General features: G+C 61.6%; 16 protein-coding genes and 1 pseudogene. 15 read left to right on the top strand and 2 right to left on the bottom strand.

Going from position 1 to position 10,713, the window contains the following annotated elements; translation table 11 throughout:
• Positions 1–248, bottom strand: a pseudogene (locus tag ACK5L9_RS17040) (transposase); the annotation flags it as partial.
• A gap of 110 nt (positions 249–358) precedes the next feature.
• Here ACK5L9_RS17040 and ACK5L9_RS17035 point away from each other — a divergent pair.
• On the top strand, positions 359–517 hold the full coding sequence (locus tag ACK5L9_RS17035) for a hypothetical protein (protein WP_416912646.1): 159 nt from the start codon (positions 359–361) through the stop codon (positions 515–517).
• Positions 514–2,100, top strand: coding sequence for a phage portal protein (locus ACK5L9_RS17030; protein WP_416912645.1), 1,587 nt, complete (start codon positions 514–516; stop codon positions 2,098–2,100). Before ACK5L9_RS17035 ends, ACK5L9_RS17030 begins: the two co-directional genes overlap by 4 nt.
• Here the strand turns inward: ACK5L9_RS17030 and ACK5L9_RS17025 are convergent.
• Positions 2,094–2,291, bottom strand: coding sequence for a hypothetical protein (locus tag ACK5L9_RS17025; protein ID WP_416912644.1), 198 nt, complete (start codon positions 2,289–2,291; stop codon positions 2,094–2,096). The genes ACK5L9_RS17030 and ACK5L9_RS17025 overlap by 7 nt on opposite strands.
• A 92-nt stretch (positions 2,292–2,383) precedes the next feature.
• Here ACK5L9_RS17025 and ACK5L9_RS17020 point away from each other — a divergent pair, with 92 nt between their 5' ends.
• The 13 genes from ACK5L9_RS17020 to ACK5L9_RS16960 all read left to right on the top strand — a co-directional run.
• Entirely contained in the window at positions 2,384–3,406 is a 1,023-nt protein-coding gene (locus tag ACK5L9_RS17020) for a head maturation protease, ClpP-related (protein ID WP_416912643.1), read from the top strand.
• Positions 3,407–3,417: 11 nt separating this feature from the next.
• The gene (locus ACK5L9_RS17015) at positions 3,418–3,789 is read left to right on the top strand and encodes a head decoration protein (protein ID WP_416912642.1); all 372 of its coding nucleotides are present in this window, start codon (positions 3,418–3,420) and stop codon (positions 3,787–3,789) included.
• Positions 3,790–3,800: 11 nt separating this feature from the next.
• The gene (locus tag ACK5L9_RS17010; RefSeq protein WP_416912641.1) at positions 3,801–4,829 is read left to right on the top strand and encodes a major capsid protein; all 1,029 of its coding nucleotides are present in this window, start codon (positions 3,801–3,803) and stop codon (positions 4,827–4,829) included.
• 12 nt (positions 4,830–4,841) lie between these two features.
• The gene (locus tag ACK5L9_RS17005; RefSeq protein WP_416912640.1) at positions 4,842–5,213 is read left to right on the top strand and encodes a hypothetical protein; all 372 of its coding nucleotides are present in this window, start codon (positions 4,842–4,844) and stop codon (positions 5,211–5,213) included.
• Positions 5,213–5,989, top strand: a complete 777-nt coding sequence (locus ACK5L9_RS17000) for a hypothetical protein (RefSeq protein WP_416912639.1) — start codon at positions 5,213–5,215, stop codon at positions 5,987–5,989. The genes ACK5L9_RS17005 and ACK5L9_RS17000 overlap by 1 nt, the downstream gene beginning before the upstream one ends.
• Positions 5,989–6,534: a phage baseplate assembly protein V gene (locus ACK5L9_RS16995; protein WP_416912638.1), complete on the top strand. Its 546-nt coding sequence runs from the start codon at positions 5,989–5,991 to the stop codon at positions 6,532–6,534. The genes ACK5L9_RS17000 and ACK5L9_RS16995 overlap by 1 nt, the downstream gene beginning before the upstream one ends.
• Before the next feature lie 11 nt (positions 6,535–6,545).
• Complete coding sequence (locus ACK5L9_RS16990) at positions 6,546–6,740, top strand: hypothetical protein (RefSeq protein ID WP_416912637.1); 195 nt, start codon at positions 6,546–6,548, stop codon at positions 6,738–6,740.
• 6 nt (positions 6,741–6,746) lie between these two features.
• Entirely contained in the window at positions 6,747–7,136 is a 390-nt protein-coding gene (locus ACK5L9_RS16985; RefSeq protein WP_416912636.1) for a GPW/gp25 family protein, read from the top strand.
• Positions 7,133–8,089, top strand: coding sequence for a baseplate assembly protein (locus ACK5L9_RS16980; protein WP_416912635.1), 957 nt, complete (start codon positions 7,133–7,135; stop codon positions 8,087–8,089). Before ACK5L9_RS16985 ends, ACK5L9_RS16980 begins: the two co-directional genes overlap by 4 nt.
• Positions 8,082–8,843, top strand: coding sequence for a phage tail protein I (locus ACK5L9_RS16975; protein WP_416912634.1), 762 nt, complete (start codon positions 8,082–8,084; stop codon positions 8,841–8,843). Before ACK5L9_RS16980 ends, ACK5L9_RS16975 begins: the two co-directional genes overlap by 8 nt.
• Positions 8,843–9,358, top strand: a complete 516-nt coding sequence (locus ACK5L9_RS16970; RefSeq protein WP_416912633.1) for a phage tail protein — start codon at positions 8,843–8,845, stop codon at positions 9,356–9,358. The genes ACK5L9_RS16975 and ACK5L9_RS16970 overlap by 1 nt, the downstream gene beginning before the upstream one ends.
• 11 nt (positions 9,359–9,369) lie before the next feature.
• On the top strand, positions 9,370–10,128 hold the full coding sequence (locus ACK5L9_RS16965) for a hypothetical protein (RefSeq protein WP_416912632.1): 759 nt from the start codon (positions 9,370–9,372) through the stop codon (positions 10,126–10,128).
• A 131-nt stretch (positions 10,129–10,259) separates the two neighbouring features.
• Positions 10,260–10,713 (top strand): transposase (locus ACK5L9_RS16960; RefSeq protein ID WP_416912647.1); only part of this gene is annotated, 454 nt, incomplete at its 3' end.

Here is a 10,713-nt window from a genome sequence, read left to right as displayed (position 1 = left end):
CTCAGTTCACATTCCGCGATATTCAGCCATGAGCCGTGTTTCGGGGTGTAGCGCCACTCGAAGCGACCTGCGAGGCGGCGGGCCTCGGCGGGCGGGAAGGCTTCGTAAAGTGAGGCCGGGCGATGGGTGTTCAGGTTATCCTGCACGAGCACGATCTTTTCGGCGTTGGGGAAGTGGATATCGGCCAGATCGCGCAGGATATGGGCGTAATCCACGGCTGTGCGCCGGTCGCGGACAGCCACATGCCGCCAAGGATCCAAGTCAGGCAAACGAGGGTCTGGACACCCATCTGCAGGCAGAGGCTGCGGCCGTACGCCTTGGGGTGCGCGGCCTGCCCGACACCGAATGGGACAGGATCATGGCCGAGCGAGAGCGCCCGCCAGAGGATGTGCAGGGCGATTTCGAGGATCTGATGATGGTGACCGTCCAACCTGATCCAGTGCTGCCGGTCAAAGGGACTGCGAAAGCCGCTGCGACCAAAGACCGAATCCGTGAGAAGTGGAAGAAAAGGACATGACCGGGGACAAAGCTGACGGCCAGTCGGATGGCACGCCCTTGGTGGCCGACCGGGTTTCACGCCCGACCGCCCGCTATCTGCGGGACACGGGCAGCGGTGTCATCGCCTCACGTGTGGCACCGCTGTCCAGCCACCGCGACGATGTCCGCCGGTCCTGGGCGCGGGCTGCCGGTCTGGCTATGGCTCTGATCCAGAACAGCGGTCGCCTGAAGGGGGCAACTGATCAGGTGCTGGCCGACACAGTTGGCGTGGGGCTGACCCTGACGCCTGATCCTGACCTGTCAGGTCTGGGATATGATGATAAGGACAAGACGGACTGGATTCGCCTGGTCAAAAAGCGCTGGCGGGCATATTGGCACAATGCGCGCGAGTGCGACATGCGCGGCAAGCTGACCGGGCCACAGATGGTGGATATCGGGCTGCGCTGGCACATCGCCTATGGCGAGGCGACCGGAATCTTCGATTTTTTCACGATGTCCGAGCGCAGCAGATACGGGATCACCAGCGGCACCAAGCTGTGTCTTGTCCCTCCGTCCCGGCTGGTTCAGGAAACCAGCCCGTTCGAGGGACTGTTTCAGGGGGTGCGCCACGATGACAGGGGCCGCGCTGTCGCGTACAGGTTCGAGAGGGTAGCCCCTTCCGGGGTCAGGTCCATACGAGATCATGCCGCCTACGATACTGATGGCAGGCCACTGGTCATGCATGTGTATGACCCGATGGACGCCACGGATGTGCGCGGCATATCGCCTCTGGCACCGGCATTCCGCAAGCATATTCAGGCCGAGATACTCGATGACGCAACGCTTCAGATGGCGGTATTACAGACGATTTTTGCAATCACGCTGACCAGTGATGCGCCCAGTCAGGATGCCTTCGAAGCCTTGCAGGTCATGCAGGAGGGTGGCGGCACGTCATACGCGGAAGAATATATGGGCTTTCTCGGGGCGCAGTTGGAACGTGCCGCAGAGGGAAAGATCTCGATCGGGGATGCGCCGCAGGTGTCGCATCTGGCCCCCGGCGAAAAGCTGGGGATAGAAACCGCGAAAGTTCCGGGGCAGAATTTTTTGCCGTTTTCGAACAGTCTGGCCCGCGACATGGCGCGGACCATCGGTATCACCTATGGCGGTCTGACGATGGATCACACCTCGGCGACCTATTCGAGCGTCCGAATGGAAAATGCCTCGGTCTGGGCGGTGGTGATGCGGCGGCGTGAGCGCATCGCCGCGCCGATTTGTCAGATGGTCTATCAAAACTGGCTGGACGAAGAGGTTGGTGAAGGCCGTATCCCGTTCCGGGGTGGATATGCGGCCTTCCGGCCGAGCCGGGACCGGATCAGCGCGGCCACATGGCAGGGTCCGGCAAAGCCGACAGCCGACGATTTCAAATCGGCTCGCGCATCCAGCGAGAGGCTGTCGAACGGGACCAGTTCGATCGCCATCGAGACGGGCGATCTGGGCGTGGACCCGGACGCTCTGTTCGAGGAGCGGCAGCGGGAACATCAACGCTATGTCGATGCCAGAATGGATTCGCCATACGCGGCCCGTCCGTCGCAGCCGGACATGCAAACGGAGTCAGGTCAGTGACGGTGTCGAATTTTGTCAGGATCGGCGGCGAAACAGTCGATATATCCAAGCCCTGCGATATCCATACTGCGCTGCTCAAGGTGCAGCTTCGGTTGGCCTCGGGTGGATTGCAAGAGACCGTGCGAATCGACGGAGAAGAGGTGACATATCAGCGGGCCAATGATCGCCGCCTTGCCGATCTGATCACTCATTACCGTAATTTATGCCCGGCCGCGCGGTCGCAACGAGGTCGGACCCGATACGCGATGCGACCCCGTTATACATGACAGGTAAGGATACAATAATGACCATTCTGGTTGATGGCGAGATCGTGTTGTACGGTTTCGTCGGCGAAAATTATTGGGACGAGGGTTTCACCTCGGCCCAGGTGCTGGACGCCCTGGCTGAAATAGGCCCTGAAACCGATGTGACGGTGCGGATCAATTCGGGCGGCGGATACAGCCATGAGGGCATCGCGGTCTACAACGCGCTGACCCGGCACAAGGGCCGCGTCCGGGTCGAGGTGGACGCGATTGCCGCCAGTGCGGCATCGGTCATCGCGATGGCGGGGGATGATATCGTGATGCGTCGGGGTGCCGAGATGATGATCCACGACCCATCCGGGATCACCTACGGGACAGCCGCTGATCACGAGCAGGCTGTCAGACGACTGGACCGTCACGCGGCCAGCATGGTGGATATCTATGCCGATCAATCTGGCGAGGATCCCGGTACCATCAGGGAGGATATGAAGGCCGAGCTTTGGCTTAGCGGCGACGAAGCGGTTGCGCGGGGCTATGCGACCGCGACCGATGAGGACGAGGCGGAGGATGTCGCCGCATTTCCGTATCAGATTTATGCGCGTGCCCCAAAACGCCTGACCGCCCTTGCCAAACAGCAGGATTGGCGCGTCGAAGGCTTTTTCAGGCCAATGGCCTCTGCCGCAAAACCCAAAAAACATGACAAGGAGATAGCGCCCATGGCATCCAAACCGAATCCGGCGACCACGCCACCCGCCAGCGCGGGGGACGTTAAGGCCCGCATCGAGGCCATCCTGGACGACGAGGCGGCGCAGGGCCGTGAGGGTCTGGCCAGATATCTGGCTTTCAAAACCGACATGCCCGCAGATGAGGCGGTCGCGGCCCTGAAGGCTGCGGCTGCCGCCGCGCCGCAAGCGAGGGACGCAGAGGTTCCGGACCCGGCCTGGTATCAGGCCATCCGCAGCGCGGCGGCTGATCTTGCGCAGCCGGTCCATCGCGATGCGGCTGGATCGCAAGGGACGGCCGCGCTTGCGGCATCGGTCGGCCGTATCAACAAAAAACGCTGAGGGATAACAACATGACCGTTCTCAATGAGGATATGGCGCGGACTGGCGGCTACATTGTGAGCTCTCCGAATCACACGCGCGGCGTCGAGCGGGTCGTCATCGCGTCAGGCTCTGGTCGTGTCAAAGCCGGAACCGTCCTGGGAAAAGTGACTGCGACCGGAAAATATGCGCCTCTAAACACTGCCGCGACAGATGGCAGCCAGACCGCCGCCGCCATCCTTTTCGAAATGTGTGATGCCACGGAAGCCGAGATGCGCCGGACGGTCACCATTCGCGACACCGAAGTTGCGGGCGGAAAACTGATCTGGCCCGAGAACATGACCGATGAGCAGAAACGCAGTGCGCTGGCCGACATGGCCGTCATTGGCATTATTGTCCGCTGAAAGGGAAAGACATGGCACTTGTAACGGACGTTTTTGAGCAGAATTCCTGGGGGCTGGTGGAATTTCAGGAACAGGTTGTGGAGCGTGTTGACCACAGACCTCAACTGCTTGGTCAGCTGGATATCTTTGAGCCGATCTATTCGCGGTCGCAAACCATCGCAATCGCCAGCAAGGACCGGACGCTGTCATTGATCCCAACCTCTGAAATCGGCGCGCCGCTTGAGCAACTGATTCCGGGAGGGGCGAAGGTCCGGAAATTCGATGCGGTTCGGCTGGCTAAAGAGTCGACGATACATGCGATCGAACTTGCAGGAGTTACGGCGCTGCCCTTTGACGACCAGACGGTCGAGGTCGCAGATGAGGTCACGGGTCGCACCGGATGGATCATTGACGAAATCGAGATGACTTGGGAGCATATGCGCTTTGGCGCGGTGCAGGGTAAGGTCGTGGATGCAGATGGTGTTACCGTCCTGCATGACTGGTACCAGGAGTGGGGGATCCCCCAGCCGACTGAAATCAATTTTCAGCTTGGCACAGAGGCCACGGACGTCCGGAAAAAATGCCGCGATATCAAAAGGGCAAGCCAAACCAATGCCAAGGGCGTCTGGACCCCGTCTACCCGGCTTGTCAGTATCTGCGGCGACGGTTTCTTTGACGATTTGGTCAATCACCCCAGCATAAAAGAGACGAGACTGAACACGGACCGCGCGGCGTTGCTTGAAAATATCGAAGGGTATGCATCATTCGAAGTCGAGGGCATCACCTTTATCAATTATCAGGGCACCGATGACGCAAGCCAGATCGCCATCGCGACCGACAAGGCGCAATTTTTCCCGGTTGGCGCGCGTGGCGCATTCAAGGTTGGATACGCCCCCGCAAACGAGTTCAAACCTTACCTCAACAAACGGGGCCGCGAACTATACGGCATGATTCTTGCCGATCCGTCTGGTCGGGACGCTTGGGACCGCGTCGAGGTTTACAGTTATCCGCTGTTTATCTGCACCCGTCCGGAGATGCTGCAACGGGCGAGGGCCCGATAAGGAGCGCCGCTGATGGATCGGGCGCTGCGCGAGGGTCTGATGATTGCGGTGGATGACGTTTGGTCAGAGACCGTCCGGCATCTTCCGCTGGCGGGTGGACGCCGTGATCCTGATCGCGATGTGATCGAGATCACGGCGGTGCTGCGCACCGGAGAGCGCGAGGTAGAGCCTGTCCGTCTGGCGCGCGGCGGAACGGCCCGGCCCGGACAGGCCGCAGATGGCGGCTACCTGCGTATTGACCGCGCTGCGCATGCGGCGCTGGTCATCCGCAAGGGTGATAAGGTGGTGGCGCTGGATCGAGACGGCCATCCGGTATTCGAGGTGCTGTCGGTCGATGACCGGTCGCATCTGCGGCTGATCTGTGCACTTGGGGATGCGAGCTGATGTCGATGACGATGATGGCCCTGCGGATCGCTGCGGTGCATGCGCTTAAGGCGGGCGAAACGCTGGTAGGGGACAATGTCCTGGACAGCCAGATTTCCGCTATTGACCAGACGGCGGATGGCCAGTTGAGCAGCGACCAGCAGCGGCCCTTTATCGCGGTCTATACCGACGCCGCCAAGGCGCAGGACCTGTCCCGGACCGGGCTTCGCAGCAATGGGCGGGTGGAGATCATGTTCAATTGCGGCGTCTCGCTGACGATGGCACAGACCGACAAAACGACAGGCGAGGCAAGCATCGTCGAGGGATTTCCGGCCACGGATGCGCATTTCGAGGCCGTTCTGGACCTGCTGGACGTCCAGATTTGCCGCACCCTGTCCGACCCGGACAACCCATGGGCGCAGGTCTTTGGGGATTTCGTGCAGTCCTATGTCGCCAAAGAGCATTTGCGATCAAGTAGTTCGGCGGAGAATCTGCGTCTTGCGGCCGGTCAGACCAGGCTGACGGTCGATGTCTTCGCAGACCCGCACCATGGCCAGCCACTCGCGGATAGCGGGCCGTGGCCGCGTTTTTTGGCGCTGATGGAGGATCATGACGTGCCGCAACGGGTGCTGTTTCAGCGATTGTTGGGCGATGCCGGACCCGGCCCCTATTCCGACTTCGAGCGGCTGATGGGCATGACCCTGCGCGATGCACAAGTGTTGCGCCTGTATGCCTTTGGTGGGGCACCGCGCGATGTCGTTGTGACCGGTGCCTCCGGCAATGTAGTTCCGGTCTGATGGCGGGCCTTCCAGAAATCATCGATGACCTGCGGCGGCGGGTGGGCGAGTTGGAGCGACGGCAGCGGGCGCAGTCGCGCACCGGGGTCATCGCCGATGTCGATCCGGGCCGGGGTCTGGCGCGGGTCAGGCTGCTGGGCGGCGACACCCCGTTTTTGACCGGCTGGATCCCGTGGTCGGAACCATCGGCTGGTGCAAACAAGACCCACAACCCGCCGTCGCACGGGCAACAGGTGCAGGTCTTTTCCGAAAGCGGCGATCTGCACGATGCGGTGATTCAGGGAAGCCTGAATTCCGATGCAAATGGCAGGCCGTCCGGGCGCGGTGATGAATATGTGCTGGCCTCGGTTGGCGGGGCCAGTGTGATCATCAGCGACGGGGGGCTGTCGCTGGCCCTGGCGGTCGGTGGTGTGAGCGTCACGATCACTCCGGCGGGCCTGTCCATCAGCGGGGGGCTGGTCACGCATAACGGCACCGATATCGGTGACACGCATAAACATGGCGGGGTTTCGTCCGGCCCGTCTGACACGGGGACGCCAAATTGATGAGGTTGACCATGATGGCTAAACATAAAATATCGTCCGATGAATATGAGGTCACGCAATCCCGTGAAATCGGGGGTGTGTATCGCGCAACCGGTCAGCGTATCACCATGACGCCCGCGCAGGCGAAATACTATCTGCCGCCCTGCGGGTCCGGCATCAGGCCGGTTATGCCGAAAGCCGCGCTGTCGCCTGACGGTGACACCTGATCAGTCATGGACCTCAACCACGATACAGGCGGGGCAATCGACGGGTGGGCGCATGTGGTGCAAAGTATCCAGACCATCCTGTCCACGCGCCGGAACACCCGTGTTTTCCGGCGGGAATTTGGGTCCGAAGTCCCTGCACTGGTCGATGCGCCGATGAACGAGGCCAGTATACTGGCCCTTTATGTGGCCGTTGCCGAGGCGCTGGAGCGATGGGAGCCGCGCTTCGAGCTGACAGACGTCGCCGTGGATGCCGCCGCGAAAGGGGTCATCGTCATGAGGCTGACCGGAAATTACAGACCGGACGCCCACCGGGGCGATCTGTCCACGGCGGCTGGCGGTACCCGGACCATTCGCCTGATGCGTGACCGGGTGGACATATGGAGCCTTTCTGCATGAGCCGTTTTGCCGCCCTGGACATGGCCAGCCTGCCATCGCCGCCCGCAATTGGCGTTCTGGATTTCGACGCCATTCTTGAGGCGCGCCTGGTGGAATTGCAGGCGCGTCTCGCGGACATCTTCGACGCTCCGAAAGTGTCTGAAATCATGGCGCTGGCCCGCAACATTGCCGCCAGCCCGGCACGCTATCTGAACGAGGCTGCGGCGGCGCGGGAACTGTACATGGAGAACCGCATCAACGAGGCGGTGCGCTCGGTTTTCCTCGCCACATCACGGGGTGCCGCGCTTGACCAGATCGGGGCCAATCGCGGGGTGGCGCGGAGGGTGCTGGACGATGGCGATCCCGACAACCCGGTGCTGGAAAGCGACGAGTCCTTTCGTGCGCGCATCCAGTTGGTGATTGAGGCGTGGTCGCCACACGGCACCGAAGGATCCTATGTCTATTGGGCGCTGGATGCGGATGACCGGGTCGTGGACGTGGCAGTCTATGGGCCGAACCATGATCTGGACCCGCCCATTCCGCCCGCCGAACCACGGATGGTCATCCTGTCCGGCGATGGCGACGGCACGGCGGATGCCGCACTGCTGGATACCGTGTTCCGGCACTGTACGGCGGACAAGCGCCGCCCGGTGGCGGACAGGCTGACCGTGGTGTCGGCCCAGCCTGTGCCGTACGCCATCGAGGCAGTGCTGCACGTCGTCACCCCTGAAGCGGCGGCGGCAGTCGAGGCAGCCGCGCAGGCCGCTGCGCGAAACTTTGTGAACAACCGAATCCGCATCGGGCGCAAGCTGTATCGCACCTCGATTGCCGCCGCGCTGCATGTGCATGGCGTGGTCGATGTCGAGCTGCTGTCGCCCGGCACCGATCTGGACATAGGACCGTTCGAAGCGCCCCACTGCACCGGCATCGATATCACGCTTCGATCCATCACGGGGGGGTGGCGCGATGTCTGATCCCGAAGACGCGATCCTGCCGCCCACGGCCACATTGCTGGCGAGGGCGCTCGACATCCTCGAAGAGCGGCTTTTCGCTCTGCCGGTCGGAATGATCACCAAGGACCCTGAAACGGTTGACGCTGGCTGGCTGGATCATCTGGCCTGGGAGCATTCGGTCGATGTATGGGATCCGGACTGGCCCGATGACGTCAAGCGCCGGATCATCGCCGCCAGCGCCGAAATTCATCGCTTCAAGGGTACGCCCCATGCCATCAGGACGGCGCTTGCCGCCTTTGACGTGGAGACCGACCTTCTTGAGTGGTTTGAGCCCGAGGCTGTGGCAGATGGTATGGAGGCCGGATGTTTTCGCGTGACCGCCTATGCGGGGCGATCACTTTACGGGCCGGGCGAAAACGCCATCGACAACCGGATGCTCCAAGCCATGAATGCCGTGATTCAGCGTGCCGCGCCCGTGTCCCGCAGGCTGATTTTTCGCTTGGGGGAAAACTTCGGCACCGGAGTGTATCTGCGCGGCGGCGTGCATCTGGGCCATATCCACCGCGCTGAGACAGACCCCGGCCCGCGCCCGGCCATGGCCGATGCCGGGTTGGCCCTGCGCGCGGGTTTGCGTGTCGCGCGGATGTCCCGCGAGACCATTGAGCCGCAGCCGCGCCCGGACCTTGCGCCGGGGGTGGCATTCTTGCGGGTGGCGGCCTCTGCGCTGGCTGTCAGTCGCGAAGTCCTTGATGTTAAACGGAGGGTGGCAGGATAATGCCGACAACATTGCTGACCGACATCGCTGAAGCAAAGATCACCGCCGCCGCCGGGTCCGCGATGGCCGTCGCCATTACCCATATCGCACTTGGGGACGGCACCGGGTCGAATTACGCCCCCGGCCATGCCCAGACCGCCCTGCGACGCGAGCTGGCCCGGCAACCCATCGGCACCCGGCATTTGCTGGGTGCCAATGCCTGGCGCGTGAAAGCTGAATTTGGTCCGGATACGGCGGCGTTCGCCGTTCGGGAAATGGGTTTTTTCGACGCGGATGGAGACCTGATCGCCATCTGGGCGGGCAATGACGTTGTGCCGCGTCAGACCGGGGCGATCACCTATCTTGTCGATCATGTGCTGAGTTTCAGCCGCGTCGCGGACGGGCTGATCATCGTGAATGCACCCGATGACATTATCTTTGACTTGGCCGTCACTACCGGCACAGCGATCGCAAACCTGCAGCTTGAACAACTCCGGCAGGCCGATGCCATCCGTGCCGCCAGCCGCACCTACTGAGGAATCCGAAAATGCCTACGACCATCGAACAGATCAACAGCCTGATCGGCGGCTATACCGATCTTAAGGCCTATTATGAGGGCGTGCGGGCCGGGATCGAGGACCGGGTACAATATGCGCTGTCCGAAACGCCGAACTTCAAGCGGGAAATATATGTAAATCAGACACTTGGCGACAATTCCGCAACGGGTCAGTGGAACGCCCCCGTGGCCAGTATCGGCGAGGCGGTATCACGCGTCCCGTCCGGGGGATTGCTGGTGCTGCATGTCCAGGGCGACTATCACGTCACCGAAATCATCAGGCCGGACAATATCGCGCTGGATATCCGGGGGGCCGGTGCGGGCAAGCCACGGATCACATTTGGTTGGGTGGCATCAATCGAGGAGCCGGGAAAGATTGAGCGCATGGCGGGCTTTCAGCCGCGAAATCGCGCCGAATTCAGGTTCCATGCCCTTGAACTGGAGCTACCGGCAGACATTGTCACGCCGATGGTCTATAGCCACATGAACGGTATTGTCGCGGGGACGCAATCGGCCCATCCCGGCGTGGTGTCGATCAAATTTTCCGAGGTGGATTTCGCGCTGGCGGCAGGGTCCGTCGAAGCGACGATCTGCGGTCAGTCGCCCGCCTTTACCGCCATCAATTTTCAGGCCTGCACATTCCCCGCGAATTTCAAGGGCCGTGTGGTCAAGGGGCGCGGCGGCGAGGGGGTGAACCCTGACAGCGTGTCACGCTTTGTCGTTACCAATCTTAGCCCGAATTATGCATGAGGAGTTGGTGAGACTGGCTTAACCCGAATTATGCATGAGGAGTTGGTGAGACTGGCTTAACTACTTGAAGTGTTGTAGTTTTATGGTTCCTACACCCAAAGCCGCAGTTCTTCAGGATGCCGAGCCTCACCATGGATGTTTCTACACCCTCTCGTCTGTGTTTGTCACCGGTCAATGGCAAGCAGGTCCTGCTCGGATTTGAGGGTGCCGACATGAGTTCCGACGCTGGGCTGATGCTGTTGCGGGAGATCGAGCGCCGTGAAGGTCTGGCAGGTTGGCTGGCGCCCTGCGTTGACGACCCGCGTGATCCGAGCAAGGTGCAGCACAGCCTCGAGGAGATTATCCGCTTCCGGATCCTGATGATTGCGGCGGGCTACGAGGATGCCAATGATGCCGCCGATCTGCGCCATGATCCGAGCTTCAAGCTCGCCCTGGAACGCGCCCCGGAAAGTGGCGCGGCGCTGTGCTCGCAGCCGACCATCTCGCGAATGGAGAACCTCCCCGACGCCCGCGCCCTGATCCGCATGGGGCGTGAGATGGTTCGGTTCTACTGTCAGTCATTCCCGCTGGCTCCCCGGCAGATCG

The organism is Paracoccus sp. (in: a-proteobacteria), from assembly GCF_047973135.1.
Lineage (GTDB): Bacteria > Pseudomonadota > Alphaproteobacteria > Rhodobacterales > Rhodobacteraceae > Paracoccus.
This window is presented reverse-complemented; position numbering and strand designations above follow the sequence as displayed.

Coding starts and splice junctions, on each gene's coding strand:
- ACK5L9_RS17035 (WP_416912646.1), top strand. CDS start 359: ATGGCCGAGCGAGAGCGCCCGCCAGAGGATGTGCAGGGCGATTTCGAG.
- ACK5L9_RS17030 (WP_416912645.1), top strand. CDS start 514: ATGACCGGGGACAAAGCTGACGGCCAGTCGGATGGCACGCCCTTGGTG.
- ACK5L9_RS17025 (WP_416912644.1), bottom strand. CDS start 2,291: ATGAGTGATCAGATCGGCAAGGCGGCGATCATTGGCCCGCTGATATGT.
- ACK5L9_RS17020 (WP_416912643.1), top strand. CDS start 2,384: ATGACCATTCTGGTTGATGGCGAGATCGTGTTGTACGGTTTCGTCGGC.
- ACK5L9_RS17015 (WP_416912642.1), top strand. CDS start 3,418: ATGACCGTTCTCAATGAGGATATGGCGCGGACTGGCGGCTACATTGTG.
- ACK5L9_RS17010 (WP_416912641.1), top strand. CDS start 3,801: ATGGCACTTGTAACGGACGTTTTTGAGCAGAATTCCTGGGGGCTGGTG.
- ACK5L9_RS17005 (WP_416912640.1), top strand. CDS start 4,842: ATGGATCGGGCGCTGCGCGAGGGTCTGATGATTGCGGTGGATGACGTT.
- ACK5L9_RS17000 (WP_416912639.1), top strand. CDS start 5,213: ATGTCGATGACGATGATGGCCCTGCGGATCGCTGCGGTGCATGCGCTT.
- ACK5L9_RS16995 (WP_416912638.1), top strand. CDS start 5,989: ATGGCGGGCCTTCCAGAAATCATCGATGACCTGCGGCGGCGGGTGGGC.
- ACK5L9_RS16990 (WP_416912637.1), top strand. CDS start 6,546: ATGATGGCTAAACATAAAATATCGTCCGATGAATATGAGGTCACGCAA.
- ACK5L9_RS16985 (WP_416912636.1), top strand. CDS start 6,747: ATGGACCTCAACCACGATACAGGCGGGGCAATCGACGGGTGGGCGCAT.
- ACK5L9_RS16980 (WP_416912635.1), top strand. CDS start 7,133: ATGAGCCGTTTTGCCGCCCTGGACATGGCCAGCCTGCCATCGCCGCCC.
- ACK5L9_RS16975 (WP_416912634.1), top strand. CDS start 8,082: ATGTCTGATCCCGAAGACGCGATCCTGCCGCCCACGGCCACATTGCTG.
- ACK5L9_RS16970 (WP_416912633.1), top strand. CDS start 8,843: ATGCCGACAACATTGCTGACCGACATCGCTGAAGCAAAGATCACCGCC.
- ACK5L9_RS16965 (WP_416912632.1), top strand. CDS start 9,370: ATGCCTACGACCATCGAACAGATCAACAGCCTGATCGGCGGCTATACC.